24 protein-coding genes and 3 pseudogenes are annotated in these 26,385 nt (G+C 71.9%); 12 read left to right on the plus strand and 15 right to left on the minus strand.

Features of this window, described 5'->3' with window-relative positions:
* Positions 1 to 13: 13 nt before the first annotated feature.
* A complete protein-coding gene (locus tag DC008_RS31570; RefSeq protein ID WP_108709909.1) occupies positions 14 to 1,267 on the minus strand; it encodes a YncE family protein in 1,254 nt (417 codons plus the stop codon).
* A 180-nt stretch (positions 1,268 to 1,447) separates the two neighbouring features.
* On the opposite strand from DC008_RS31570, the gene DC008_RS31575 reads away from it, so the two are divergent.
* The gene (locus DC008_RS31575; RefSeq protein WP_108709910.1) at positions 1,448 to 2,110 is read left to right on the plus strand and encodes a TetR/AcrR family transcriptional regulator; all 663 of its coding nucleotides are present in this window, start codon (positions 1,448 to 1,450) and stop codon (positions 2,108 to 2,110) included.
* Between the two features lie 18 nt (positions 2,111 to 2,128).
* On the opposite strand, the gene DC008_RS31580 is transcribed toward DC008_RS31575, so the two are convergent.
* The 4 genes from DC008_RS31580 to ctaD all read right to left on the minus strand — a co-directional run bounded on the left by DC008_RS31580 (position 2,129) and on the right by ctaD (position 7,384).
* On the minus strand, positions 2,129 to 3,742 hold the full coding sequence (locus DC008_RS31580) for an alpha/beta hydrolase (RefSeq protein ID WP_108710957.1): 1,614 nt from the start codon (positions 3,740 to 3,742) through the stop codon (positions 2,129 to 2,131).
* Between the two features lie 244 nt (positions 3,743 to 3,986).
* Positions 3,987 to 5,219 (minus strand): PP2C family protein-serine/threonine phosphatase, encoded by a 1,233-nt coding sequence (locus DC008_RS31585; protein WP_108709911.1) that lies wholly within the window; start codon positions 5,217 to 5,219, stop codon positions 3,987 to 3,989.
* A 195-nt stretch (positions 5,220 to 5,414) separates the two neighbouring features.
* A complete protein-coding gene (locus tag DC008_RS31590) occupies positions 5,415 to 5,756 on the minus strand; it encodes a hypothetical protein (protein ID WP_108709912.1) in 342 nt (113 codons plus the stop codon).
* Positions 5,753 to 7,384 carry an aa3-type cytochrome oxidase subunit I gene (gene ctaD / locus DC008_RS31595; protein ID WP_108709913.1) on the minus strand — a complete coding sequence of 544 codons (1,632 nt, stop codon included), beginning with the start codon at positions 7,382 to 7,384 and terminating at the stop codon, positions 5,753 to 5,755. Before ctaD ends, DC008_RS31590 begins: the two co-directional genes overlap by 4 nt.
* A gap of 106 nt (positions 7,385 to 7,490) precedes the next feature.
* Between ctaD and DC008_RS31600 the strand changes: the two genes are divergently transcribed.
* The gene (locus DC008_RS31600; RefSeq protein ID WP_108709914.1) at positions 7,491 to 8,039 is read left to right on the plus strand and encodes an RNA polymerase sigma factor; all 549 of its coding nucleotides are present in this window, start codon (positions 7,491 to 7,493) and stop codon (positions 8,037 to 8,039) included.
* A complete protein-coding gene (locus tag DC008_RS31605) occupies positions 8,032 to 9,030 on the plus strand; it encodes a CU044_5270 family protein (protein ID WP_108709915.1) in 999 nt (332 codons plus the stop codon). The genes DC008_RS31600 and DC008_RS31605 overlap by 8 nt, the downstream gene beginning before the upstream one ends.
* 10 nt (positions 9,031 to 9,040) lie before the next feature.
* On the opposite strand, the gene DC008_RS31610 is transcribed toward DC008_RS31605, so the two are convergent.
* Positions 9,041 to 10,144 (minus strand): YihY/virulence factor BrkB family protein, encoded by a 1,104-nt coding sequence (locus DC008_RS31610; RefSeq protein ID WP_108709916.1) that lies wholly within the window; start codon positions 10,142 to 10,144, stop codon positions 9,041 to 9,043.
* Between the two features lie 297 nt (positions 10,145 to 10,441).
* On the opposite strand from DC008_RS31610, the gene DC008_RS31615 reads away from it, so the two are divergent.
* Positions 10,442 to 11,614, plus strand: a complete 1,173-nt coding sequence (locus tag DC008_RS31615; protein WP_108709917.1) for an alanine--tRNA ligase-related protein — start codon at positions 10,442 to 10,444, stop codon at positions 11,612 to 11,614.
* Between the two features lie 49 nt (positions 11,615 to 11,663).
* Here the strand turns inward: DC008_RS31615 and DC008_RS31620 are convergent, their stop codons facing one another.
* Complete coding sequence (locus tag DC008_RS31620) at positions 11,664 to 12,029, minus strand: nuclear transport factor 2 family protein (RefSeq protein WP_108709918.1); 366 nt, start codon at positions 12,027 to 12,029, stop codon at positions 11,664 to 11,666.
* A 176-nt stretch (positions 12,030 to 12,205) separates the two neighbouring features.
* On the opposite strand from DC008_RS31620, the gene DC008_RS31625 reads away from it, so the two are divergent.
* Positions 12,206 to 12,505, plus strand: coding sequence for a hypothetical protein (locus tag DC008_RS31625; protein ID WP_108709919.1), 300 nt, complete (start codon positions 12,206 to 12,208; stop codon positions 12,503 to 12,505).
* A gap of 52 nt (positions 12,506 to 12,557) precedes the next feature.
* Here DC008_RS31625 and DC008_RS31630 read toward each other — a convergent pair whose 3' ends face one another.
* Complete coding sequence (locus tag DC008_RS31630) at positions 12,558 to 14,312, minus strand: ABC transporter ATP-binding protein (protein WP_108709920.1); 1,755 nt, start codon at positions 14,310 to 14,312, stop codon at positions 12,558 to 12,560.
* A gap of 33 nt (positions 14,313 to 14,345) precedes the next feature.
* On the minus strand, positions 14,346 to 14,933 hold the full coding sequence (locus tag DC008_RS31635; RefSeq protein ID WP_108709921.1) for a rhodanese-like domain-containing protein: 588 nt from the start codon (positions 14,931 to 14,933) through the stop codon (positions 14,346 to 14,348).
* A gap of 62 nt (positions 14,934 to 14,995) precedes the next feature.
* Here DC008_RS31635 and DC008_RS31640 point away from each other — a divergent pair, with 62 nt between their 5' ends.
* Positions 14,996 to 15,283, plus strand: coding sequence for a metal-sensitive transcriptional regulator (locus tag DC008_RS31640; protein ID WP_055624445.1), 288 nt, complete (start codon positions 14,996 to 14,998; stop codon positions 15,281 to 15,283).
* A 21-nt stretch (positions 15,284 to 15,304) separates the two neighbouring features.
* Here DC008_RS31640 and DC008_RS31645 read toward each other — a convergent pair.
* A pseudogene (locus DC008_RS31645) lies at positions 15,305 to 16,050 on the minus strand (TSUP family transporter).
* A gap of 139 nt (positions 16,051 to 16,189) precedes the next feature.
* A pseudogene (locus DC008_RS31650) lies at positions 16,190 to 16,346 on the minus strand (MBL fold metallo-hydrolase); the annotation flags it as partial.
* Between DC008_RS31650 and DC008_RS36115 the strand changes: the two are divergent.
* The 6 genes and pseudogenes from DC008_RS36115 to DC008_RS31685 form a co-directional block, all read left to right on the plus strand.
* Positions 16,335 to 16,652: pseudogene (locus DC008_RS36115) on the plus strand (MBL fold metallo-hydrolase); the annotation flags it as partial. The pseudogenes DC008_RS31650 and DC008_RS36115 sit on opposite strands and share 12 nt — an antisense overlap.
* A gap of 103 nt (positions 16,653 to 16,755) precedes the next feature.
* Positions 16,756 to 17,844 carry an S-(hydroxymethyl)mycothiol dehydrogenase gene (locus tag DC008_RS31660; protein ID WP_108709922.1) on the plus strand — a complete coding sequence of 363 codons (1,089 nt, stop codon included), beginning with the start codon at positions 16,756 to 16,758 and terminating at the stop codon, positions 17,842 to 17,844.
* Complete coding sequence (locus DC008_RS31665; RefSeq protein WP_108709923.1) at positions 17,844 to 18,473, plus strand: MBL fold metallo-hydrolase; 630 nt, start codon at positions 17,844 to 17,846, stop codon at positions 18,471 to 18,473. Before DC008_RS31660 ends, DC008_RS31665 begins: the two co-directional genes overlap by 1 nt.
* 229 nt (positions 18,474 to 18,702) lie before the next feature.
* Positions 18,703 to 19,617, plus strand: a complete 915-nt coding sequence (locus tag DC008_RS31670; protein WP_108709924.1) for an SDR family oxidoreductase — start codon at positions 18,703 to 18,705, stop codon at positions 19,615 to 19,617.
* A 512-nt stretch (positions 19,618 to 20,129) separates the two neighbouring features.
* Positions 20,130 to 20,927: an SDR family NAD(P)-dependent oxidoreductase gene (locus DC008_RS31680; protein ID WP_108709925.1), complete on the plus strand. Its 798-nt coding sequence runs from the start codon at positions 20,130 to 20,132 to the stop codon at positions 20,925 to 20,927.
* A gap of 129 nt (positions 20,928 to 21,056) precedes the next feature.
* Positions 21,057 to 21,758, plus strand: coding sequence for a L,D-transpeptidase family protein (locus DC008_RS31685; RefSeq protein ID WP_108709926.1), 702 nt, complete (start codon positions 21,057 to 21,059; stop codon positions 21,756 to 21,758).
* 43 nt (positions 21,759 to 21,801) lie between these two features.
* On the opposite strand, the gene DC008_RS31690 is transcribed toward DC008_RS31685, so the two are convergent.
* Genes DC008_RS31690 through DC008_RS31705 form a run of 4 tightly spaced genes read right to left on the minus strand, consistent with a single transcriptional unit; the run spans position 21,802 to position 26,282 of the window.
* On the minus strand, positions 21,802 to 23,004 hold the full coding sequence (locus DC008_RS31690; protein ID WP_108709927.1) for a Gfo/Idh/MocA family protein: 1,203 nt from the start codon (positions 23,002 to 23,004) through the stop codon (positions 21,802 to 21,804).
* Positions 23,005 to 23,018: 14 nt separating this feature from the next.
* A complete protein-coding gene (locus tag DC008_RS31695; RefSeq protein ID WP_108709928.1) occupies positions 23,019 to 24,368 on the minus strand; it encodes an ABC transporter substrate-binding protein in 1,350 nt (449 codons plus the stop codon).
* Positions 24,369 to 24,378: 10 nt separating this feature from the next.
* Positions 24,379 to 25,296: a carbohydrate ABC transporter permease gene (locus tag DC008_RS31700; RefSeq protein ID WP_108709929.1), complete on the minus strand. Its 918-nt coding sequence runs from the start codon at positions 25,294 to 25,296 to the stop codon at positions 24,379 to 24,381.
* A 17-nt stretch (positions 25,297 to 25,313) separates the two neighbouring features.
* Positions 25,314 to 26,282, minus strand: a complete 969-nt coding sequence (locus tag DC008_RS31705) for a carbohydrate ABC transporter permease (protein ID WP_108709930.1) — start codon at positions 26,280 to 26,282, stop codon at positions 25,314 to 25,316.
* Between the last annotated feature and the right edge of the window lie 103 nt (positions 26,283 to 26,385).

Here is a 26,385-nt window from a genome sequence, read left to right on the forward strand (position 1 = left end):
CGTTCCGGGCCGATCAGCGGCCCGAGGGGCTGGTCCAGTCGGACTGGACGTGGCCCAGCCGGACCCGCTGCGGGTGGTCCCCGACGGGCACGGAGACCTGCTTCCTGCCGGTGGCGAAGTCGATGGCGGTGACCTGGTCGGTGCCGCTCTCGGAGACCACGCAGGACTTCCCGTCGCCGCTGACCGTGGCCCAGTACGGCTTGGACGCGGTGACGAGGGGGCCCTCGGTGAGCGTGGCGCGGTCGACGACGGTGGCGTAGTCGTCCATCGTGCCCGCCACGCACAGCTTGGTGCCGTCCGGGCTCATCGAGATGCCGTGGTGGCGGGAGTCGTTGACGAACGTGGTGCGGTCGTCGCTGGTCGCCGGGTTCTTCGGCAGGGTCTTCGTCCGGGTGATCCGGTCCGTGGCGAGGTCGTACTCGAAGAAGCCGTTGAAGAACGACACCTGGAAGTACAGCTTCGACTCGTCCGGCGAGAACACGGCGGGCCGCACCGCGTCGGAGTGGTCCCGCAGGCCCAGGTCGTCCAGTTTGGGCCGCATGTCGAGGACCTTGACCTGCTTGTACGTGGTGGCGTCGACGACGGTGAGGCGCCGGTCGCCCTTCGTCCAGTCCAGCCAGGGCGCGTCGGTCTGGGTGTTCACGTCGCCGATCGCCATGTTGTAGATGTACTTGCCGTCCTTGGTGAAGATGTTCTCGTGCGGTTTGTCGCCGGTGGCGAACTTGCCGAGCTCCCGGCCCGTCTCGATGTCCAGTACGTGCACGGTGTTGGAGGTGGACGCGGAGACGGCGACCCGCTTGCCGTCGGGGGAGACGGCCATGTGGTCGGCCCGGTAACCGGACACGGGGAAGCGCCAGTTGACGGCGCCGGTGGCGAGGTCGAGGGAGACCACGTCGGCGAAGCTGGGGCGGGAGACGACGACGGACCTCCCGTCCGGGGTGGAGTACATGTCGTCCACGAACTGGTCGTGGCCCTCGCCGACACTGTTGCGGATCGCCATGAAGTAGATCCACTTGATCGGGTTGGCGTTGATCTCCGCCATCCGCGCGTCCTTGTCGGGGATGACATCGATGCGGCCGATCTTGGCGAAGTCGCCGGAGGACTTGATGACTTCGGCGGTGCCGTCCCAGTTGTTGCCGACGAACAGCACCTCCCGCAGGGCGGCGGCGGACGGTTCGGCGGCTGAGGCGGCGGACGCGGGAGCGGCGACCGTCAGGGCGAGGGCGGCGGCCACGGAGCACAGGTGCCTGGATCTGATGGCAGGCATGACTGCTCTCTTCCTCTGAGGTGGGGCGTCATGAGTGGGGCGTGCCGGAACTGTCGTGAATCTGAACACCTTTGCTTTCAGAATCAACTTACTGAAAAGTAAGGAGGGGGTGCCCTTCTCCACAAGACTGCGTACACGACAAAATTGGGCCCGGGATCGGCGCGGCGGCGGGAGGACAGCGTGGCGGGCAGGCTCAAGGCGCCCACCGGCCGCTACGGCGGCAGGTCGGCCGCGGAACGTCAGGCCGAGCGCCGGCGCCGTTTCCTCGACGCGGCACTCCAGCTGTTCGGCGACACCCCCGGGTACCGGGGCACGACCGTCGCCGCGCTCAGCATGGCGGCAGGGCTGTCGACCCGTCAGTTCTACGAGGAGTTCCGCACGTTGGAAGACGTGCTGGCCGCGCTGCACCTCCAGGTCAACGGCTGGGCGGAGGAGGCCGTCCTGGCCGCGGCGGCCGACGCCGGGCCGCTGCCGCTCGCCGAACGCGCCACGGCGATCTTCCGCGCCTACGCGGCCAACGTCACCGCCGACCCCCGCCGTATCCGCATCACCTTCGTCGAGATCATCGGCGTCAGCCCCCGACTGGAGGAGCAGCGCCTGGCCCGCCGCGCCCGCTGGGTGGACCTGGTGTGCGCCGAGGTGGCGTCCGCCGTGGCCCGGGGCGAGGCGGCGCCCCGCGACTACCGCCTCGCCGTGACGGCGTTCATCGGCAGCGTCAACGGACTCCTGCACGACTGGAGCGCGGGCTGGGTGGAGGCGACCCTCGACGAGGTCGTCGACGAACTGGTCCGCCTCCTGCTCGGCATCCTCCAGCCGGCCGGCCCACCGCCCCTGGGGCCGTGAGCCGCCGCGCCCTCTGCCTCAGCGGCCGTCGCGGGCCTCGGCGAGTGCGCCGCCGCCCGCCGCGATGCCTCCCTTCGGCCTGACGCCGAAGGGCGGCTCGTCCTGACGGCAGGTGGCCCCGACGGGCGGCAGGGCGCCCGTCGTGAAGTAGCGCACGGCGTGGTCGTTCACACAGGTGCTGGGGTTGAGCAGGGCCGTGTGCCCGTAGCCCTGGAGGGTCAGCAGCCGGGCGTCGCCCAGCTGGCTCGTCATGGCCTCGGCCGCCTGGTACGACGTGGCCGGGTCGTAGACGGGGTTGACGACCAGGACCGGGTGCGCGGTCCGCCTGTCGAAGGGACCGGTGTAGCGGTCGGCCGCGGTGGCGGGCCACCGCGCGCACCACTGGTAGTCCCACACCCAGCGCCGGCCGAGGTCCCCCGCGCGCGCCGCGGCGAACGTCTCGAGTTCCGGATAGCGGCCGAGTTCGCGCGGGTTGGGGCTCTCGGAGCAGACCACGGCCGCCTCCTGCTCGGTCCCGGGGTACTTCCCGGGCGGAGGCGGCGGGGACTCCTGCGGTGCGCGTCCCTGCCACAGTGCCTGCAGCATGTCGGCGGCGGCCGCCCACCCCGGTTCCACGAAGTAGAGGTGCTGCCGCAGCTCCGACACGGCCCTGGCGTAGGTCCAGGTCCCGACCGGCCGGCCACGCAGCCGTTCCATCAGGGCGGTGTACTTCTCACGGGTCGCCTCCGGGCTGCCCGCGGAGAACGCGCAGCCGGTCGTCGGCGCCTGACCGCACAGCGTGAGGAACTGCTCGAAGGTGTCGGCGGAACCGAGATCCGATCCCATGCGCAGCGACGTGGTCAGCCGCGGTTCGCCGTCCATCGCGCCGCCCACGTAGTTACGGGGATCGACGTTCCCGTCCAGGATCACGCGGCCCACCTTGTCGGGGAACAGGTTGGCGTACACGGAGCCGAGGAACGTGCCGTACGAGAGGCCCCAGTACCGGAGCCGGTCGTCCCCGACGGCCTGCCGCAGCCGGTCGAGATCGCGGGCGGTGTCGGGGGTGGACACGTGGGGCAGCAGTTTCGAGGCCCGCTGCCTGCAGTTGTCGGCCAGCTCGGCCCGGCCGGCGAACCAGGCCCGCCGCTCCTTCTCGCCCACCGGGAACCCCGCGGGCTGCCGCGCCCAGAACGCCGTCGCCTCCTCGGCGCTCGCGAAACAGCGCACCGCGGTGCTGCGGCCCACGCCGCGCGGGTCCCAGCTGACGATGTCGAAGCGCTTGCGCAACTCGGCGGGGAAGAACCGGTCGTACAAGGAGGGGAGCGCGTCCGTGCCGGGCCCGCCGGGCCCGCCGGGGTTCATGAACAGCGAACCGATCCGCTCGGACGGACTGGTGGCCGCGTGCCGGATCACGGCGAGGTCGATGGTCTCGCCGTCCGGACGGTCGTGGTCGAGCGGAACCCTCAGCGTCGCGCACTCGAAACCGCGCTGCTCCGGTTCCTCGCACGGCCGCCAGTCCAGCGTCGGCGCGGCGGTGTCCCCGCCCCGGACCGGCTGGGGTGCGGCCGCGCCGGTGGTGAGCAGGACGTACGGCAACAGCAGCGCGGCACACCACGCCGCACGGCCGCGCCGGCCGGATATGGCCCCTGGCATCTGGTCTCCTCTGACGTCCGGTGCGGGGCCGCCACCGTCCGGCCCCGTGGTCTGGACCCACCTGACCACCGCCGGGACGGGCGGGCACCCGCTGCGCACCCGGACGGGGGACGCCCCCACCGGTGCCGGACCGCCGAGGAGCACACCGGTCCCCTCCACCCGGAACACGACCTTGCGGCGCAGCGCCACGTACGTCATGAACAGTCCGCCCCGCCGAACAGCGGCGGGCGCACGCGTCCCGGAACTACAGGTGCGGGCGGGCGGCCGAGGCCTGGTGGGTGTCCGCGCCGGAACTGACGTGCCGCTGGGTCTCCTGCGGGCCGTGCCAGTCCAGGCACATCACGGTGGCGTCGTCCTCGAGCCGGCTTCCGGCGGCCTGCGCGACCGCACGCGTCAGCGTCAGCGCGGCCTCCCGCGGATGCAGGTCGCGCGTCCCCTCCAGCAGAGCCGGCAGATCGACCTGTGCGCCCTGGTGCTCCAGCATGCCGTCGGTCAGCATGAGCAGCCGGTCGCCCGGACGCAGATCGACCTCCTGGGCGCGGTAGGGGTGGGACACGGGCACGGACAGTCCGAACGGATGATCGACCTCGCAGGGGATCATCTTCGCCGAGCCCTCCCGCAGGCGCAGGGGCCAGGGGTGACCGGCGTTCACGAGCTGCGCCCGCCCGGTGTGGAGGTCGATGCGCATCAGCTGCCCCGTGGCATGACCCCGGGCGTGCTCCCGCAGGGCCTGGTCCGCCCGGTCGGCCTGCTCGACCAGTCCTGCTCCGGCGCGGCGGGCCCCGCGCAGGGCTCCCACCAGGACCGTGGCGGCCAGGGCGGCGTTGAGGTCGTGACCCATCGGGTCGGTCACCGACAGGTGCAAGGTGTCGCGCTCGACGGCGTAGTCGAAGGTGTCGCCGCTGAGGTCCTCGGAGGGTTCCAGGTGCCCGCACAAGGAGAACTGCGCGGCCTCGCACGACAGCGACGCGGGCAGCAGTTGGTACTGGATCTCCGCCGCCAGGGTGGGGGGCCGGGAGCGTTTGCCCCAGGTGTAGAGATCGGTGAAACGCCCGTTGGCGATCACGACGTAGGCGAGGACGTGCGCGGTCTCCGCGACCTCGGCCAGGACCTCCTCGTCGGGCGGCACCGGCAGGAGCAGCTCCAGGAGTCCGATGGCGTCGCCCCGGTTCGTGACCGGTACGACGACCCGGTGCCCCGGGCCGGCCGCTTCCTGGTACGGCCTCTGGGTGCGGATCACCCGCTCGTACAGGCTGCCGAGCAAGGGGATCCGCTCCCTCTCCCGCCCGCTGTCGATCGCTCCGGCGGTGGACAGCCGTGCCACCGCGTTCCCGGTCAGATCGACGATGAGGAACGAGACTCTCGTGGCGTCGAAACGCCGCCGAAGGTCTTCGGCGATCACCTCGGCCGCGTCCACCGGAGCCGCCTTCTCGACCGCTGTCAGCAACCGCGGAAGTTCACTGCGTTCACTGAGCACGCCCTGATCCCTTCCGCGTCGCCCCAGGTCCAGCCTGGGATCCGCGACGAGCCGTGTCAATCCAGGTGGGCGCCCCGGCGGCGTCCGGGGCGCCCTGCCCCATGAGACACGGCACGGGCGGAAGAGGGGTGTGTTCGCGGCTCTCCTCCCCGGCACACCGGACACGTGGTAGGACGCGCGACCCCCCGGCGGGCGTCAGGGGGTGAAGAGACGCTGGGCAAGACACACGGCCAGGGCACCGGTCTCGAGGGCGCAGGCCGCCAGCCACGCCATGACCAGCCGGCGCCGCAGCGCGCGGTACGCCGTCCGGTACTCCTCGCGGAGCTCGCCCGCCCGGTCCGCCGTGCGCTGCCAGGAGGCGCGGGCCAGCGTCAGATACTCCTCCTCGAACCGCCGCTCCACCTCCTCGCGTTGGGCGAGCGTCAGCCAGTGCAGCGGCTCGCAGAACCGCTCGGCGGCCGTACGGCCCTCCGCGCGGGTCGCGGCGAGCAGCAGATGCCCCTCGATGTCGTTCAGGAACCGGTCCGTGACGCTCACAGCGCGGCCACCTCCCGCTCGGGCACGGGCGCCGGATGGTGCAGGTCGAACGCCGGGGACTCGGAGCGGATCCGGGGCAGGACGACGAAGTTGTGCCGCGGCGGCGGGCAGGAGGTGGCCCACTCCAGCGAACGGCCGTACCCCCAGGGGTCGTCGACGCCGACCGGCTTGCCGTACTTGGCCGTCTTCCAGACGTTGTAGAAGAACGGCAGGAACGACAGGCCGAGCACGAACGAGAAGACGGTCGACAGCGTGTTGAGTGCCGTCAGGCCCTCCACCGCCAGATAGTCCGGGATGCGCCGCTGCATACCGTTCACCCCCAGCCAGTGCTGGACCAGGAAGGTGCCGTGGAAGCCGATGAACAGCGTCCAGAAGGTGACCTTTCCGAGGCGCTCGTCGAGCATCTTGCCGGTGAACTTCGGCCACCAGAAGTGGAAGCCGGCGAACATCGCGAAGACCACCGTGCCGAAGATGACGTAGTGGAAGTGGGCCACCACGAAGTAGGTGTCCGAGGTCGGGAAGTCCAGCGGGGGAGAGGCCAGCATGACGCCCGTCAGACCGCCGAACACGAACGTCAGCAGGAACCCGAAGGACCACAGCATGGGCGTCTCGAAACTCAGCGAGCCGTTCCACATGGTGCCGATCCAGTTGAAGAACTTCACGCCGGTGGGTACGGCGATGAGGAACGTCATGAAGGAGAAGAACGGCAGGAGCACTCCGCCGGTGACGTACATGTGGTGCGCCCACACGGTCACGGACAGACCGGCGATGGCGATGGTCGCCGCGATCAGGCCCATGTAGCCGAACATCGGCTTGCGGGAGAAGACCGGGATGACCTCACTGATGATGCCGAAGAACGGCAGCGCGATGATGTACACCTCCGGGTGTCCGAAGAACCAGAAGAGGTGCTGCCACAGCAGCGCTCCGCCGTTGGCCGAGTCGAAGATGTGGGCGCCGAACTTGCGGTCCGCCTCCAGCGCGAAGAGCGCCGCCGCCAGCACGGGGAAGGCGAGCAGGACCAGGACCGCGGTCAGCAGCACGTTCCACACGAAGATCGGCATGCGGAACATGGTCATGCCCGGCGCGCGCATGCAGATGATCGTGGTGATGAAGTTGACCGAGCCGAGGATCGTGCCGAAGCCGGAGAAGGCCAGACCCATGATCCACATGTCGGCGCCGATGCCCGGCGAGCGGACCGCGTCCGACAGCGGGCTGTAGGCGAACCAGCCGAAGTCGGCCGCGCCGTCGGGGGTGAGGAACCCGCCGACCGCGATGAGCGAGCCGAACAGGTACAGCCAGTAGGCGAACATGTTCAGCCGCGGGAACGCCACGTCGGGCGCGCCGATCTGCAGCGGCATGATCCAGTTCGCGAAGCCCGCGAACAGCGGCGTCGCGAACATCAGCAGCATGATCGTGCCGTGCATCGTGAACGCCTGGTTGAACTGCTCGTTCGACATGATCTGCAGACCGGGCCGGGCCAGCTCGGCGCGCATGACCAGCGCCATCACGCCACCGATCACGAAGAACACGAACGACGTGACCAGGTACAGCGTGCCGATCGTCTTGTGGTCGGTCGTCGTCAGCCACCGCACGGCCCGGACGCCCCTGATGTCTCTGATCCTTTTCACACCCCGCCTGTGTCCGCGGGGGGCCCGAGCGTCACACTCGGCCGGGGCGACGAGAATCACCGGGGGAGGGTGTGACGATCCGGCGGGTGCCGGACACGAACGGAGCATGAGCAACGACGAGATCTTCGCCGCTGCCTATCGCGAGCACTACTGGGCGGTCAGCCGCTATGTCGCGCGGCGACTGGACGGCCGGACGAGCGAGGTGGAGGAAGTGGTGGCGGAGGTGTTCACCGTCGCCTGGCGGCGCCGGGACGACCTCCCGGACGCCCCACTGCCCTGGCTGTACGGCGTGGCACGCAACTGCCTCGCCAACGCGGTACGCGGCTACGGGCGCCGGCGCCGGCTGGTCGACCGCCTCGGCAACGACGACGCGGCGCACGGCCGGCACATCGCGGCGGGCCCCGACGCCGAGCCGCCCGGCGCCTGGGTGCACGACGCGCTGGCCCGGCTGTCCCCGTCCGACCAGGAGGTGCTGCGCCTCGCGGCCTGGGAGGAGCTGGGCGTCGAGGAGATCGCCGTGGTCCTCGGCTGCGGCCGGCGCGCCGCGTCGATGCGGCTGCACCGGGCCCGGCACCGGCTGAAGGCCGAGATCGACCGGCTCCGCCCCACCCTCACGACCGGTACGACAGCCACGAAGGAGCAGCACCATGGCTGACGAACTCGACCTCCTGCGCGCCGCCGACCCGGTACCGGCCGACCATCCGCGCCTCGGCGACGGCCCTCTGGACCAGCGGGCCGAACGCCTCCTCGCCGATCTGCGGCGCGAGCCGCCCGCCCGCCGCCGTCTCCGGTGGCCGGGGCTGCGCCCCGTCGTCCGCTCCCGGCCGGCCTGGGCGGTGCTGGCCGCCGTCGCCGCGGCCGTCACCCTCAGTCTCGTCGTCGGCGGCACCGCGACCTCGCCCGCCGTGGCCGCCCCCCGCCCCCTCGTCGTACGGGCCGACACCACCCCGGTGTCCCTCGACGAGCTGGCGCGGCGGGCCCGCGCGGACGCGGCCGTCGGAGGGCAGGCCCTGCGCAAGGGCACCCATGTGCAGTCGTGGAGCCTCGCCATGAGCGAGGACAAGCCGCCGATCACCCTCCCCGAGGAGCGGATCGTGCGCTGGAAACCCGACGGCAGCCACACCGAGCTCGTGGTGGCGACCGACCCGACCCACCCGGGCCGCCCCGTCCTGCGCGACGACGAGGGCGGGCCCCGGCTCGGCGAGGACGGGCATGTCGTCAGCCGCCGCACCTATCCGCGCAGCTGGAGCGACGCCCCGCCCCAGTCCCCGCCGCCGCGTGACGCGACCCGGCTGCGGGCCTGGCTCCAGGAGGCCGCCGTTGAACCCGACGGGCTCCGCACCGGGGCGCTCCTCTACGCCGTGGAGCTGCTGCTCGACAACTGGACCCTGGGCGCCCGCGAGTCCGCCGCCCTGGCCGAACTCCTCGCCGGCACCGACGGCCTGCGCCCGGCGGGCCGGGTGACCGACCGGCTCGGCCGGCAGGGGCTCGCCTACGCCTACGAGGAACGCGGCCTCGCCCATCTGCTGATCATGGACCCGCGCACCGGCGCGGTCCTCGGCCTGGAGACGACGTTCACCCGGGCCGACCCGCGATACGGGGTCAGGCCGGGGGACGTCATGGCGTACAGCGCCTGGATGCGCTGATCTCTGCGGATCAGGGGCTGCGCAGCCGGCGTTTGTCCTGCTCGTCCCACGCGGTGGTGTCGCGCGGCGTCGCGTACGGCTCCTCCTCCGGGGGATGCCCGCCGGCGATCGCGCGCTGCCGCACCGCCTCGGCGTCGAACTCCAGGCCGAGCAGGATCGCCAGGTTCCCGATCCACAGCCACACCAGGAAGACGATCACGCCGGCCATGGTGCCGTAGGTCTTGTTGTACGACGCGAAGTTGGCGACGTACACGGCGAAGCCGCCCGAGGCGATCAGCCAGATCACCAGGGCGAGGGCGCTGCCCGGCGTGATCCACCGGAAGCCGCGCACCTTGGCGTTCGGGGACGCCCAGTAGAGCAGGGCGATCATGGTGGTGACCAGGATCGCCAGGACCGGCCACTTGGCGATCGCCCAGACCGTCAGCGCGGTGTCCCCGATGCCCAGCGTGCTGCCGACCTCCTTGGCCAGCGACCCGGTGAAGACGACGATCAGCGCGCTGATCACGGCCAGCACCATCAGCGCCACCGTCACCCCGAGCCGGACCGGCAGCACCTTCCAGATCGGGCGGCCCTCCGGCATGTCGTAGACGGCGTTCGCCGTGCGGATGAAGGCGGCGACATAGCCGGACGCCGACCACACGGCCAGCAGGATGCCGACCACGGCCATGATCGAACCGAGGCCGCCGTTGCCCTGCAACTGCTCGACGGCGCCGGTGAGGATGTCCCGGGCCGAGCCGGGGGCCATCTTCTCGATGTTCTCCATCACCTTGTCGGTGGCCGACTTGCCGACCAGCCCGAGCAGGGACACCAGCACCAGCAGGGCCGGAAACAGCGACAGCACGCCGTAGTAGGTCAGGGCCGCCGCGCGGTCGGTCAGCTCGTCGTCCTTGAACTCCCGCAGGGTGCCCTTGAGCGCCGCGAACCACGACCGCCTGGGCATGTCGGTGGGCGAGTCCGGGGCGCGCCCCTCCACCTGGGGATCCGGGCCGAACCGCTCCTGTGTGGTCTCCGCCCCGGTCTCCGGCCCCTGTCCCCGCCCGCCCTCGCCCGGGTCCGGCCGCTCAGCGGCCTGTTCCCCGGGCTCCGTGTGCCTCGATGTGAGTCGTCGCGTCATGCCCCCCGGGTATCCGGCCCGGTCGGGCTCACGCACACCCGCGGACCGGAATCGCCCGGTTCGCCCGCCTCCGGAAAATACGGTGACCAGCGGATCGCACACTGTTAACGTCGGGCCCATGAAGGGCAACGGGCACCGACACACCGCAGCCGCGCGAGCGACCGGCTCCCCGGCTGCCCGCGCCTGATCCCACTCTCCCCGGCGGCCGGAAACGGCCGCCGGTGTGTGCTGCCCTTGCCCGGTCGCACCGCGCCTCGCGGCTCTTTCCGGTCTCCACGACCCGAAGGACCCTCCGTGATGGACACCGACCAGATCATGCGCACCTTCACCGACTTCTTCCAGGAGCGCGGCCACCTCCGGATCGACGGCGGCAGCCTCCTTCCGTCGCCCGGCGACCCCGTCCTGTTCACCACCTCGGGCATGCACCCCCTCATCCCGCATCTGGAGGGCCGGCCGCATCCGCTCGGGCGGCGCCTCAGCGGCGTCCAGCGCTGCTTGCGCACCACCGACCTCGACGAGGTGGGCGACCGAACCCACCTCACCGTGTTCCAGATGCTGGGCTCCTGGTCGCTCGGCGACTACGGCCTTCCGCAGAGCCTGCGCTGGGGCTGCGAGCTGCTGCGCGACGGCTTCGGCATCCCGCCGGAGCGGATGCACGTCACCGTCTTCGGCGGCAACGACGAGGTCGGCCCCGACCATGAATCCCTCGACACCTGGCGGGAGTCGGGGCTGCCCGTCGAGATGGTCCGGGACGACAACTGGTGGTCCCACGGACCGGCCGGACTGTGCGGCCCCGACTCCGAGATCTTCGTGTGGACCGGCGGCCCCGGCACCCCGCCGCAGGGCACCCCCACCACCGACCCCCGCTGGGTCGAGGTCTGGAACCACGTCGGGATGCGCCACCACCGCGCCGAGGACGGCACCCTCCATCCGCTGCGGCAGCGCAACGTGGACACCGGCATGGGGCTTGAACGGCTGGTGATGCTCCTCCAGGACCGCGACTCGGTGTACGGGACCGACCTGTTCGAACCCTGGACCCGGCACCTGCCGCCCCTGTGGAGCCTGGACGAGCGAGGGACCCGGCTCGTCATCGACCATCTGCGGTCCGCCACCGTCGTCATCGGCGACGGCGTCCGCCCGTCGGCCGGCTCGCACGGCTACGTCCTGCGCCGCCTCGTCCGCCGGGTCCTCACCACCCTGTGGCGCGACGACCCCTCACGCACCCTCTCCGACCTGCCGGAGGAGCCGCTGCGGCACACCCTGCACCACTTCCGGCTGCCCACCGGGCCGGACGAGGTGCGCGGGGTGCTGGACGAGGAGGAGCGCCGGTTCCGTGACCTGGTGCGGCGGGGCCGCCGTGTGCTGGGCCGGCCGGAGTTCTCCGGCCCGCTGAGCGACGACGACTACCGCCGTCTGCACGACACGTACGGTCTGCCGCGGGACCTAGTCACGGGCCTGCGGGCCGACTGACCGGGCGGGGCCCGGGACGGGCGTCCCGGGCCCCGATGCAGCGGAGCGGCTACTCGTCCCACGCCTCGATGATGATCTGCCGCGAGATCTTGCCGTCCCGCAGTGTGATCATCGACTCGGACATCACGCGTACGCCGTCCGCGTACTCGCACGACTCGCTGTAGGCGGCGTTGTCGCCCTGGACCACGCAGCCCTCCAGCTTGTGCGTCATGTCCCGGTTGTAGACGTCGGTGAGCATGTCGGCGATCTCGTCGCGGCCGTGCAGCACCTTCGGGCTGCTGGGCTGCGCGTTGCGGTTGACCACCCGGATCTCGGCGTCGTCGGTGTACAGCGACAGAAGGGTGTCCGGGGTGTTCCCCTCCACGGCCCGGCGCAGGGTGTCCGTGTCGAACGAGGGGGTGGTGCTGGTGCCCATGGTGACCTCCTACGAGACCCGCGGCACGACGAAGGGGGCCGCGGCCGCCAGGGCCTCTGCTTCGAGCGTCCTCCGCCCGGCGGGACGGGGCAACCCCGGCCGCGCGCGCTCCGCCTGACGGGTGAGCGGCGCGGGCGGGCCGTGTCCGGGTGAGGCCCGCCCGCGTTGCGCCGGGCATGAAGTCGACACGACGTATCGCAGCCGCCGTCGGCCTGGCCGCCGGTCTCACCGGTCTCGCCGCGCCCCTGGCGGACGCGGCCCCGATGCCCGGCCCGGACGCCGGCCTGCCGAACGCGGTGACCACGCTCGACTCCCTCGCGGCGAGCGGCGTCCCCGCGGACCGCCAGGGCCGGATGCCCCGCCCGTCCGAGCAGCTGACCCGGCTCGACCAGCTCAAGGACCTGAGCCGGGCCAATCGGCCCCAGGAGTTCCGCCCGGTCGACACGCCGGTCACCAGGATGCTGCCCGCGCTGTAGGCCAAGTTCTCGTACGAAGGGCCGTCCCCGCGGGGCGGCCCTTCATACGTGGTCAGCCCGCCGTCGCCAGGAACTGCGTCGCCGCCAGCTCCGCGTACAGCGGGTCCGCCGTCACCAGGTCACGATGCGTGCCGACCGCCCGGACCCGGCCCGCGTCCATCACCACGATCCGGTCCGCCATCGTCACCGTCGACAGACGGTGCGCCACCACCAGGACCGTCGTCGTCCGGGCGACGTCCGCGACGGTGTCGCGCAGCGCGGCCTCGTTGACCGCGTCCAGCTGCGAGGTCGCCTCGTCCAGGAGCAGCAGCCGGGGGCGGCGCAGCAGGGCGCGCGCGATGGCCACCCGCTGCCGCTCACCGCCCGACAGCCTGGTGCCGCGATGCCCGACCAGCGTCTCCAGACCGCCCGGCAGCCGCGCCACCAGGCCGTCCAGCCGGGTCGTCTTCAGCACCCCCGCCAGGTCGGCGTCGTCCGCGTCCGGGTTGCCCAGCAGCAGATTGTCGCGCAAGGAGCCCGACAGGACGGGCGCGTCCTGTTCGACGTAGCCGATCGCGGAGCGCAGCACCGGCAGCTCCCAGTCCGCCAGGTCCCGGCCGTCGAGTGTGATCGTCCCGGACTCCGGGTCGTAGAACCGCTCGATGAGGGAGAACACCGTCGTCTTGCCCGCGCCGGACGGGCCGACGAACGCGGTCATGCCCTGCGCGGGCACGGCGAACGTCACCCCGTGGTGGACGTAGGGGGCGTCGTCGCCGTACCGGAAGCGCACATCGTCGAAGGCCAGTGCGGCCGGACGGGCGCCGGGGGAGGGCAACGGGGCGGGGGTGGCCGCCGGTTCGGCGGGCAGGCTGAGCGCCTCCTGGATCCGCGCGAGCGCCGCCGACCCCGTCTGGTACTGCGTGATCGCACCGACGACCTGCTGGATCGGCGCCATCAGATAGAAGACGTACAGCAGGAACGCCACCAGGGTGCCCACGTCGATCGCGCCGGTCGCCACCCGGGCGCCGCCCACCGCGAGCACCGTGATGAACGCGATCTGCAGGGCGAGCCCGGCCGTGTTGCCCGCCGCGGCCGACCACTTGGCGGCCCGCACGCTCTGCCGCCAGGACTCCTCGGCGGCCGTGTGCAGCGTCCGCTCCTCGCGGTGCTCGGCACCGGACGCCTTGACCGTGCGCAGCGCGCCCAGGATGCGCTCGAGCGAGGCCCCCATCACGCCCACGGCGTCCTGCGCCTGACGGCTGGCCCGGTTCATGCGCGGCACGATGACCCCGAGGACCGTGCCGGCGACGAGGATCACGGCGAGCGTGACCCCGAGCAGGACGGGGTCCACCACGCCCATCAGCACGAGCGTCGCCACCAGCGTGAGCCCGCCGGTGCCCAGACCCACCAGGGAGTCCGTCGTCACCTCGCGCAGCAGGGTCGTGTCCGAGGTGATGCGCGCCATCAGATCGCCGGGCTCGGTGCGGTCGACGGCGGTGATGCGCAGCCGCAGCAGATACGACGACAGGGCCCGCCGCGCGCCGAGCACGACCGACTCGGCGGTGCGGCGCAGCACGTACGAACCCAGCGCCCCCACTGCCGCGTTCGCCACCACCAGGGCGGACATGAGCAGCAACGCCCCGGCGATGGCCCGGTCGTGGGACAGGTCGTCGATCAGGTCCCGTGCCACCAGCGGCAGCAGCAGCCCGGTGGCGCCGGTGAGGAGGGAGAGCGCGGCGCCCGTGAGCAGGGCCCAGCGGTGCGGGCGGACGTACCCCAGCAGCAGGCGCCAGGTGGGCGGCGCGGTCTCGGTCTCGGCGATGCTCACGGGGCTCCTCGGCGGTCGGGCGGAGCCTTCAGGCTACGTCGGGCCGCCCGGCCCGCCCGAGGGGGTTTTCCGGGCCCGGCGGGCCCACGGCTCAGTCGCGCGGTGCCGCCGCGCGAGGACGGCCGCCATGCCGCAGGTGTCGGTGAGCGCCGAGAAGACCAGGCCGCCCGCGAGACCGGCGGACAGCAACAGCCAGGCGGGCTGCAGCAGTCCCAGGGCGAGGCCGGTCAGGACGATCGTGCCCGCCGTGAAGCGGACCTGACGTTCCATCGCCCAGCCGGCCCGCGCGCCCGACTCGGGGCGACGCAGTGCGTGCCCGTCCGCGGCCCAGCCCTGGGTGCCGCCGGTCAGCGTCAGCGCGGTCACCCCCTGCTCGGCGAGGAGCCGGCAGGCGTTCTCCGAGCGGGCGCCCGAGGCGCACACCACCAGCAGCTCCCCGGCGGGCAGCCGCCGCAGGGCCGGCAGGACCGAGGGGAACCGGTCCAGGGGCACGTTCAGGGCGCCGGGCAGATGGCCCGCCGCGTATTCGCCCGGCGTGCGGACATCGACGACGGTGAGCTCCGGCAGTCGGGCGCGGGCTTCGCCGATGCCGAGGGCGGTGGGGGTCAGGGGAGCGTTCATGGGGGAGGGTTCCTTTCGGGCAAGGGAGTAATATACCCCTACGGGTATAAGGAGGAGTGAGCGTGGAGCTTCAGTTCGAGGGCGACGACCTCAAGTCCGTGCTGAACCGGCTGCGCCGGGCGCAGGGACAGATCTCCGGCGTGATCAAGATGATCGAGGAGGGGCGGGACTGCGAGGACGTCGTCACACAGCTCGCCGCCGCCTCCCGCGCCCTCGACCGGGCCGGTTTCGCGATCATCGCGACGGGCCTCCAACAGTGCCTGACCGACGTGGAGAAGGGCCGCGCGAACGGCGAGACGACGGAGCAGATGAAGGCCCGCCTGGAGAAGCTGTTCCTCTCGCTGGCGTAGATCGCCGCATCGGCCGGCCCCTCACAGGACGGCGTCGGCCAGCATGACGGCGGCCACCGCCGGCAGCGCGCACGCGAAGATCCGCTGGAGCGTGCCGCCGGAGACCTTCTCGGCCAGCCGTCTGCCGTCCCAGGCGCCGAGCACCGTCGCCGCGGCGAACGGCCCCACGGCCGGTCAGGCGACCGACGCCGCGGAGCTCGCCCGGCCGCCCAGCGCGGCCAGCGCGTTGACGGTGATGACCAGCGGGCTGGTGCCCACGGCGGCCCGCATACGCAGCCCCACCACACCCGCCAGCGCCGGTACGGCGAGGAAACCGCCGCCGACCCCGAGCACCCCGGTCACCGCGCCGAGTCCGGCCCCGGCCCGTACGACCCGCACGCGCCGCACCGGCACCTCCGGGGGCCGTACCGTCGCCGACGGCTTGAGCATCCGCAGTGCCGAGACCGCGGCGATCACCGCGAAGGCACCGGTCGGCAGGTGGGCCGGCAGTCCCCCGGACAGGGCGCCGCCGAGCGCGGCGGGGACCAGGCCCGCCACCGCGAACAGCGCGCCCGCCCGCCGGCGGGCGTGCCCCGGCGGGCGTGCGCCGCGAGGGCCGACGCCGAGGTGACCGCCACGACGACCAGGCTCGCGGTGGCCGCCTGTGCCGGGGCCGGCCCGAGCAGATACATCGGCGCGGCCGCCGCGAGCATGCTGCCGCCGCCCAGCGCCCCGAGCGCGAGTCCGGTCACACCGCCCGCGAGCAGCCCCGGGACGAGCGCGCTCACCGACAGCGGTTCCGGGGCGCAGGGCGTGACGGGATCGCGCGGGCGCCTACCGGTCACGGCCGGCGCCCTCCGCCACGACGGGCAGCCCCGCCTCGGCCGAGGCCCGCATACCGCCGAGCACGTCCACGACGTCCACGCCCCGGTGCGCGGAGTCGTACCGGGCGCGCGCCGGCCGGGCGGTGAGCGCGGGCTCGACCAGGTCGGGCCGGCCCACGGTGCCGATCAGCAGCGAGCCGCCGGTGCACGGCGACCGCGCGACCGGACTCCTCCAGGACGTACGAGGTGTGGTGCGGGGACTCGGCAACCGCGGCTGTCCGGTGGGTGGCGCGGACGCCGCGGCCGTCGTCGATCCGCCGAGGGACATCGACCGGGTGATCGCCGCCGCCGCGCGGCGCGGTGCGCGCGTCACCCATGTCGTGGAGACACATGTGCACAACGACTATGTGTCCGGGGGCCTGGAGCCGGCCCGCCTCACCGGCGCCCGCTACCTCGTCCCGGCCGCCGCCCGCGTCGCGTTCGAGCGGACCCCCGTCACGGACGGCGACCGCGTCCGCATCGACACCGGTCTCGCCCTGCGGGCGCCGGCGACCCTCGGCCACACCCGCAGTCGGAACACCGGGGAACGGGCCCGCCTCCGTGCCGTTACCGATCAGTCACAACTAGGGTCGGCACAGGACGCACAGCCGCCAGAGAAGGGTGGAGCACATGGCGCAGGAAGTACGCGGCGTGATCGCGGCGGGCAAGGACGAGCCGGTGCGGGTGGAGACGATCGTCGTGCCCGACCCCGGGCCGGGCGAGGCCGTCGTCCAGGTCCAGGCCTGCGGTGTCTGTCATACCGACCTCCACTACAAGCAGGGCGGCATCAGCGACGACTTCCCCTTCCTGCTCGGCCACGAGGCCGCCGGCGTCGTCGAGTCGGTCGGCGACGGCGTCACCGACGTCGCGCCCGGCGACTTCGTGATCCTCAACTGGCGCGCGGTGTGCGGCCAGTGCCGGGCCTGTCTGCGCGGACGCCCCTGGTACTGCTTCGACACGCACAACGCGAAGCAGAAGATGACCCTCGCCGCCACCGGCCAGGAGCTCTCCCCGGCCCTGGGTATCGGCGCCTTCGCGGAGAAGACGCTGGTCGCGGCCGGGCAGTGCACCAAGGTGGACCCGGCCGTCAGCCCGCAGGTCGCCGGGCTCCTCGGCTGCGGCGTGATGGCCGGCATCGGCGCCGCCATCAACACCGGGAACGTCGGCCGGGGCGACAGCGTCGCGGTCATCGGGTGCGGCGGTGTCGGGGATGCCGCGATCGCCGGGTCCCGGCTCGCCGGAGCCGCGAAGATCATCGCCGTCGACATCGACGACCGCAAACTGGCCAAGGCCCGCGACATGGGCGCCACCCACACCGTCAACTCCCGTGAGACCGACCCCGTCGAGGCGATCCGCGAACTCACCGGCGGCTTCGGCGCCGACGTCGTCATCGAGGCCGTCGGCCACCCCGAGACCTACAAGCAGGCCTTCTACGCCCGCGACCTCGCCGGCACCGTCGTCCTCGTCGGCGTCCCCACGCCCGAGATGAAGCTCGAACTGCCGCTGCTGGACGTGTTCGGCCGCGGCGGCGCGCTCAAGTCCTCGTGGTACGGCGACTGTCTGCCCTCCCGCGACTTCCCGATGCTGATCGACCTGCACCTCCAGGGCCGGCTCGACCTCGGCGCCTTCGTCACCGAGACCATCGAGCTCACCGATGTGGAGAAGGCCTTCGAGCGGATGCACCACGGGGACGTGCTGCGCTCGGTGGTGGTCTTCTGATGACCGTCCGCATCGAACGCCTCGTCACCTCCGGCCGGTTCACCCTCGACGGCGGCACCTGGGACGTCGACAACAACGTCTGGCTCGTCGGCGACGACAACGAGGTGCTCGTCATCGACGCCGCGCACGACGCCGACGCCATCGCCGAGGCCGTCGGCGACCGGCGCCTCGCCGGGATCGTCTGCACCCACGCCCACAACGACCACATCGACGCCGCGCCCGCCCTCGCCGACCGCACCGGCGCCACCATCTGGCTGCACGCCGACGACACCCCGCTGTGGAAGCTGACCCACCCCGACCGCGACCCCGACGCCCACCTCCAGGACGGTCAGGTGATCGAGGTGGCCGGCGCCGACCTCACCGTCCTGCACACCCCGGGCCACGCACCGGGCGCGGTCTGCCTGTACGACCCCGGACTCGGCGTCGTCTTCACCGGCGACACCCTTTTCCAGGGCGGCCCGGGTGCCACCGGCCGGTCCTACTCCCACTTCCCGACGATCATCGAGTCGATCCGCGACCGGCTGCTCACCCTGCCCCCGGAGACCAAGGTCCTCACCGGCCACGGCGACCCGACCACCATCGGCGCCGAGGCACCGCATCTGCAGGAGTGGATCGACCGGGGCCACTGAGCCGCCCGACCGGATGAGCCGTCCGACCGGATGAGCCGTCCGACAGGGTGAGCCGTCCGACCGGATGGGCCGTCCGACCGGATGGGCCGTCCGACAGGGGGAGCCGTCCGACCGGATGGGCCGTCCGACAGGGTGAGCCGCCCGACCGCCCGATGAATCACGACAGAAGATGTCCGGCTTCCCCGGCACCCTCGAACCCACAGCACATCGGGGCCATGGGAGGCCGGACATGTCACACCCGCTCGAAGGCAAGGTCGCACTGGTCGCCGGGGCGACCCGGGGAGCCGGACGCGGCATCGCCGTGGAACTCGGCGCCGCGGGCGCCACCGTCTACGTCACCGGACGCAGCACCCGCGCCCGGCGCTCCGAGTACGACCGCCCCGAGACCATCGAGGACACCGCCGACCTGGTCACCGAGGCCGGCGGCCACGGCATCGCCGTCCCCGCCGACCACCTCGACCCCGCCCAGGTCCGCGCCCTCGTCGACCGCATCGAGAGGGAGCAGGGCCGGCTCGACGTCCTCGTCAACGACATCTGGGGCGGCGAGAAGCTGTTCGCCTGGGACAGCCCCCTCTGGGAGCACGACCTCGACGACGGCCTGCGGCTGCTCCGCCTCGCCGTCGACACCCACGCCATCACCAGCCATCACGCGCTGCCCCTGCTGCTGCGCCGGCCCGGCGGCCTGGTCGTCGAGATGACCGACGGCACCGCCGAGTACAACCGCGACAACTACCGCAACTCCTTCTTCTACGACCTCGCCAAGACGGCCGTACTGCGCATGGCCTTCGCCCTCGGCCATGAAGTCGGCGGGCGCGGCGCCACCGCCGTCGCCCTCACCCCCGGCTGGATGCGCTCGGAGATGATGCTGGACGTGTTCGGGGTCCGCGAGGACAACTGGCGCGACGCCCTCGACCGCGTCCCGCACTTCGCCATTTCCGAGACCCCGCGCTACGTCGGCCGGGCCGTCGCCGCCCTCGCCGCCGACCCGGACGTCTCCCGCTTCAACGGGCAGTCCCTGTCCAGCGGGCAGCTCGCCCGTGTCTACGGCTTCACCGACCTCGACGGCAGCCGCCCCGACGCCTGGCGCTATCTGCCCGAGGTCCAGGACGCCGGAAAACCGGCGGACACCACCGGCTACCGCTGACCGGTGCCGGCACCGGCTCCGCCGCGGCGAGCGGCCGGCGCCGAGTGCCCCGGCGAACAGCCCCAGATCGTCGCGGCGGGCCGCGTAACAGCCCTCGCGGCCCGCCGCTGCCGCTGCAGTGGCTCGCGCCGGCGCTCCGGGGGGCCACCCGGCCTTTTCGTAGGTTCAGCGTTTCGCCGGACGGGTCCGGGCGCACGGCAAGCCGCGGCCGGGCCTCCTCCAGGCTCAGCGGGTCCGGATGCGGATCGGTGCCGAGCCGCGCGGCGACCCGGTTCGGCACGGTGGCCGTCTTCTGCGCCGACTGCGCGTACTCCGTCATCGGTCAGCCGGCGTTCCTCCCGGCGCGCCGCCTGTTCCCGGCGGAACCGCACCCGGCCACCCCGGTCCACGACCGCACAGGAGCCGAGCGCGCCGAACACGACGCCCAGCAGGGCGGGGAGCTGCTGGAGGAACGCGGACATCCGCGTACGCCATCTGCCCGTGTGATCGTTCCGGCACTACCGTTTCCGAGCATGACCGACACCACGCGCTTCGCGGACCACGCAGTCCTGATCACCGGCGCCGCGCGCGGCATCGGCGCCGCCGTCGCCCGCCGCCTCGCCGAGGAGGGCGCCCGCGTCCTGCTGACCGACCGCGACGGGCCGGAGGTCGAGGAGACCGCCGCCCGGCTGCGCGGCCTCGGCCACACCGCCCGGGCCCTGGCCTGCGACGTGGCCGACCGCGCGGCGGTGGAGGCGGCCGTCGCCGCGGCGGTGGCCGCCTTCGGCGCGCTCGACGTCCTCGTGAACTGCGCCGCCTCCTGCACCCCCGACACCCCGCTGTTCGAGGACGGCCCCGACGACGCCTGGGACCGCGACCTCGACATCACCCTCACCGGCACCTACCGCTGCTGCCGCGCCGCCCTGCCGCATCTGGCCGCCTCAGGGCGGGGCGCCATCGTCAGCATCGGCTCCGTCAACGGCCTCCAGGACTTCGGCAACCACGGCTACAGCGCCGCCAAGGCCGGCCTGGGCTCGCTCACCCGCACCCTCGCCGGTCACGCGGCCGCCCGCGGGGTGCGGGTCAACCTGGTGACGCCCGGCACGGTGCGCACCTCCGCCTGGGAGGGGCGGGACGCCGACCTCGAGGCGATCCGCCCGCTGTACCCGCTGGGCCGGGTCGGGGAGCCCGAGGACATCGCCGCGGCCGTCGCCTTCCTGGCGTCCCGCGACGCGGCCTGGATCACCGGCACCACCCTCGTCGTGGACGGCGGTCTCACCGCGGTGAACACCGGGTTCCGGGCGGCGCGGGGCGGCTGGGACGACGAGTGAGACGGCCCGGGCACCGACCGTAACCTCACCGTTCGGTCACAGCCCGGCCGACGGCACAACCGAACACGCCCCAGACGTGTCTACGCAGCAGTAGTCCACGAAACACACACGTCAGGGAAGGGCCCGGCCATGGGGGACACACGCAGACGGCGCGCCGTCGCACTCGGCATCACCGGCGGACTGGTCGCACCGCTCTCGCTCGCGCTCGGCGCCGCTCCGGCGCAGGCCGCGCCGAGCTGCACCACCTCGGCCGGCCCCTACCAGAAGCAGGTGGAGAAGTTCCTCGGCCGCCCGGTCGACGGCAAGCAGTCCACCACCGACTGCAAGGCCATCCAGGCCTTCCAGACCAAGCACGGCATCACCCCCAACGCCGGCTACGCCGGTCCGGTCACCTGGGGCGTGATGAACCTGATGAACAAGCAGAAGGCCGTCGGGACGAACCCGAACAAGGACGGCAAGTGCCCCGTCAACAAGGGCCGTATCGCCTGCGTGAACCTCACGCTCCAGCTCAGCTGGATCCAGGACGGCAAGAAGCTCGTGTACGGGCCGGTCCCGGTCCGCACCGGCCGCAACGGCTACGAGACCCGCACCGGCCTGAAGAAGATCTACTGGCGGCACATCGACCATGTGTCGAGCATCTACGACGTGCCGATGCCGTACTCCCAGTTCTTCGACGGCGGCCAGGCCTTCCACTCGGTCGGCGTCAGCATGTGGAACCCGCCGGGTTCGCACGGCTGCGTCAACATGACGAAGACCGACGCGAAGAAGTACTGGTCGCTGCTGAAGAACGGCGACGACGTCTACGTGTACGGCCGCAAGCCGGGCACCTGAGTCAGGACAGGCACCCGGCTCGCGGACCGCTGACGCCCGAAGCTCACGCCTCGGGCGCGTCCCCGAAGTCCGGGATGTCCAGCCGGACCCCGCCCTGCCGCGCCGACTCGTGCGCGACGATGCCCGGCAGGGTGTAGCGGGCGGCCACCCACGCGTTCACCGACGGCAGACCGCGCGAGTTCACCGCGGTCACGAAGTCGTCGACCAGGAAGTGGTGGCTGCCCTCGTGCCCGTTGTGCAGGTGGTCGAACTCCCGGGGCAGCCGGGCCCGGTCGTGCACCGGCGCCGAACCCGACGTGAACGCGGCCCGCAGCTCCGGCGCGATGTGCTGCAGCGAGGGGTCGTCGGGGGACAGGGTCTGCTTGGGCTCCAGCAGCTCGCTGATGTCCTTGACGCCCTTCTTGTCCTGCCACAGGGCGACCGTGGCCAGCTGCTCCATGCTCGCCTCGGTCCCGAAGAACCGGAAGCGGGACTCCCTGATGTGCGACGGGTAGCCGACCCGCCGGAACTCGTTCGTACGGAACGAACCGCCGCCCGCGACCTCGAACAGCGCGGTCGCGTTCGAGAAGTCGTTGTCGAACTGGCTGACCGACCGGTCGAAGACGCCGTCGCCCCGGTCGTCCAGGACGCCGACCGCCGACACGCTCACCGCGTGCGTCTGCCAGGCGCCCAGCACCCCGCCGACCGAGTGCGTCGGGTACAGCAGCGGGGGATAGGAGGCGGTCGCCTTCCAGTTCTCGCCGCCGCTGTACTGGTAGGCCTCGTAGAAGCCGAGGTCCATGTCGTGGACGTAGTCGCCCTCGGCGTAGAAGAGCCGCCCGAAGGCGCCCTCCGCGATCTGGTTGCGGGCGTGGACGGTCGCCGGGTTGTACTGGCTGGTCTCGCCCATCATGTACGTCAGCCCGGTCGCCTTGACCGCGTCGATGATCGCCGCGATCTCCTCCGTGGTGATCGCCATGGGCACGGCGGAGTAGACGTGCTTGCCGGCGTCGAGGCCCTGGAGGACCAGCGGGCCGTGGGTCCAGCGCTGCGTGAAGATCGCGACCGCGTCCACGGCCTTCGACTCCCGCATCGCCTCGTACGAGGGGAAGGTCCCGGCCAGTCCCTGTGCGGCGGCGAGCTGCTCGGCCCGCTCGGGCAGCAGGTCGGTGACGTACACGTCGCTGACACCGGGGTGGGCCTGGAACAGCGTGGCGAACTGGCCGGAGAACTGGCCGGCGCCGACGATGCCGAGGGAGAACGTCATGGAGTGTGTGCCTTTCACTGGCCGAGGATGAGGTTGATCTGGTCGTTGGTCCTGGTCAGACCGGTCACCGGGGCGTCGTTGGCGTAGACGTCCTGCATGGCGGGACGGACCAGCGCGTACACGTCCGCCGCGTAGTCGGTGATCGGGAAGGAGAAGGTCGTGGAGTCCTTCTTGTCGGTGACCGGTTCGGTGAACGCGGACACGTCGATGCCCTTCTTCCGGTACGCGGCCACCGCCTCGGCCGTGCCGTCCGGGGTGGCGGGGAAGACGATGCCGTAGCGGCCGACGGTCTTCTGGCACTCGTTCGAGGCCAGGTACCGCACCCACTTCCTGGCGCCCTCCTTGTTGCGGGCGTTCTTCGTGATGGAGTCGGCGAGGCCGTTCATCATGGTGGCGCGCTTGCCGGTCGGGCCGATCGGGGTGGGCGCGGTGCCGACGTCGAGGCCCTCGGCGCCGTAGTAGCTGGAGATCATCCAGGCGCCGTCGAACGCGGTCGCCGCCTTGCCGGAGGCGACCTGGGCGGTGGCCGGGTTGGCGCCGTCGGTGTAGTCGGTGAAGGGCGCGAGATAGCCCTTCTCCGCCAGGCCGAAGTACCAGTCGATCACCGACTGGAACGTCCTGTCGCCGTACCGGTACTCGGTGCCCCAGCGGGCCTTGTCCGTGTAGTGCCAGCCCGCGGAGGCGGCGAACGGGCTCCAGGTGGTCTGCCCGTCGGCGTCGCCGGCACCGCCGGTCGCCATGCCGTACACCTTCACGTGATGCTTGTCGAAGCCCTTCTCGTCGCCGCGCACGCCGTTGCGGTCGACGGTCAGACGGGCGATGGCCTTCTCGAAGCTGCCGCCGTCCTCCGGGTTCCAGTCCAGGCTGTTGAGCCGGTCGGTGCCGAGGCCGGCCTCCTTGACCATCTTCCGGTTGTAGAAGAGGGCGACGGTGTCCCAGTCCTTGGGGGCGCCGTAGCGACGCCCGTCCTGGCCGCGCCAGTTGGCGGCGAGCCCCGGCTGGTAGGCGGAGTCGTCGAGGCCGAGGTCGTCCAGCGGTTCGAGGACCTTCAGGTCGGCGAACTGGCCGAACTTCTGGATGTGGTCGGTGAAGACGTCCGGCTCGGTGCCGGCGATGAAGCTCGCGGTGAGCTTGGTCCAGTAGTCGGCCCAGCCCATCTGGGTGATCTTCACCTTCAGGCCCGGGTTCTGCCTCTCGAAGGTCTTGGCGCACGCCTGGTAGGCGGGCAGTTGGTTGGCGTCCCAGAGCCAGTACGTCACGGTGTTCCCGCCCGACCCCGCCGCGCCGTCCTGGCCGCAGCCGGTGGCCAGGGAGAGGAGGAGCGCTCCGGTCAGCGCCGTGGCCCTCCGTATGTGAAGTCGCATCCCCGTCCCCTTACTTGATGCCGGTGAAGCTGATGGAACCGACGATGCGGCGTGCGAAGCAGCCGAACAGCACGAGCATCGGGAGGGCGGCGATCAGCGTGGCCGCCATCAGGCCGGACCAGTCGTAGCCGGTCTGCGGCGTCTGCGCCCGGAAGATGGCCAGCGCCACGGTCAGCACGCGCGAGCTGTCGCTGTACGACACCATCAGCGGCCAGAAGTAGTCGTTCCAGGCGGTGATGTACGTCAGCAGACCCAGGGTGAGCAGGGGAGTGGACGCCATCGGCAGCATCAGCCGGAAGAAGATCCGCACCTTCCCCGCCCCGTCCAGCAGGGCGGCCTCCTCCACCTCCCGGGGCACGTTCATGAAGAACTGACGCAGGAAGAACACCGCGAAGGGCGTCATGAACATCGTCGGCAGGGCCACGCCCAGCAGGCTGTCCACCAGGCCGAGCTGCTTGACGAGCACGAAGTTGGGCAGGAGCGTGAAGATCGCCGGCACCATCAGCCCGGCCAGGAACAGCCCGAACACCGCCTCCCGGCCGCGCCAGCGCAGCCGCGCGAAGGCGTAGGCGGCCATGGCGGAGAAGAAGATCTGGCACACGGTGATCAGGGTCGAGACGACCACCGAGTTGACCAGATAGCGCCAGAATTCAAGTCCGCCGCCCGAGCCGCCCTGGGCGATGGCCTCCTCGGCCGACTGCAGTCCGAGGGCCCGCTCGAAGCCGCCGGTCGTCGCGCCGACCGGGAGGATGTCGCCGGGGTGGGCGGCGAGCGCGTCGTTCGAGGACAGCGCGGTGCGCAGGATCCAGTAGAACGGCAGCATCGTCAGGAGCACGATCGCGGCCATCACGGCCCAGGCGACGGCCCGGCCGGGAGTGATCCGGCGCCGTACGCGCCGGACGGTCGTGGTGTCTGCCACGGCAGCCATGTCGGTGTCTCCCTTCCTCAGCCGAGGTCGCTCTGACCGGCGCGGGTGAGCCGGTACTGGAGGACGGTGATGGCGCTCAGCACGACCAGCAGGGCCACGGACATCGCCGAGGCGTACCCGAACTGGAAGCGGCCGAAGGCGGCGCCGTAGATGTAGAACTGCAGGACGTTGGTGGCGTTCGCGGGTCCGCCCGCGGTCGTCACCGCGACGGTGTCGAACACCTGGAAGGAACCGATCACCGTCATGATCAGGACGACCGCGAGGACCGGGCGCAGCAGCGGCATCGTGATCCGCCAGAACATCCGCCACTCGCTCGCGCCGTCCACCTTGGCCGCCTCGTACATGTCGTTCGGGATGGCCATGAGTCCGGCGAACAGCAGCAGCGCGGTGTAGCCGACGTGCCGCCACACGTTGATGAGGGCGATCGTGGGGATCGCCCAGGTCTCGTCGGCGAGGAACGGGATGCGGTCGAAGCCGAGGCCCGCGACGATCTCGTTGCCGATGCCGAGCTGGGTGTCGAGGATCCAGAGCCAGACGATGCCCGCGACGACGTTGGACATCAGATACGGGGTGAGCACGATCCCGCGCAGCACCGCCGACTGGGTCAGCCGCTGCAGCAGGACGGCGACGGCGAGCGCGGAGACCGTCTGGACGCCGATGTTGATGACCACGTACTCGACGGTCACTCCCATCGAGTCCCAGAAGATGGGGTCGTGGACCATCCGCACGTAGTTGTCCAGGCCCACCCATTCCGCCGGCGTCAGCAGGTTGAAGCGGGTGAAGCTCAGGTAGACGCCCCGCAGCGTCGGCCAGAGCAGGAAGACCAGGAAGCCCAGCAGTGCCGGGGCGATGAAGACGGCGGCGAGCCGTCCGTCCCCGTGTTCCTCGCGGGCCGTCGCCCGCCGTGCCGTTCTCCGGTCCGTCCCTGCCCCCTTCGCGTCGCCCAGGGGCAGACGCGATGGGGGACTGCTGGAGGCGATGGTCATCGGGAGACTCCCTCGTCTGCGGCTCGTCCTCGGGCACTTACTTTTGTGGCGGAAGAATCAGGCCGTCAAGAGGTCGGTGAACATCTTCTTTCCGACAGAGCGA

It is taken from the genome of Streptomyces nigra (genome assembly GCF_003074055.1).
In the GTDB taxonomy this organism is placed as follows: domain Bacteria; phylum Actinomycetota; class Actinomycetes; order Streptomycetales; family Streptomycetaceae; genus Streptomyces; species Streptomyces nigra.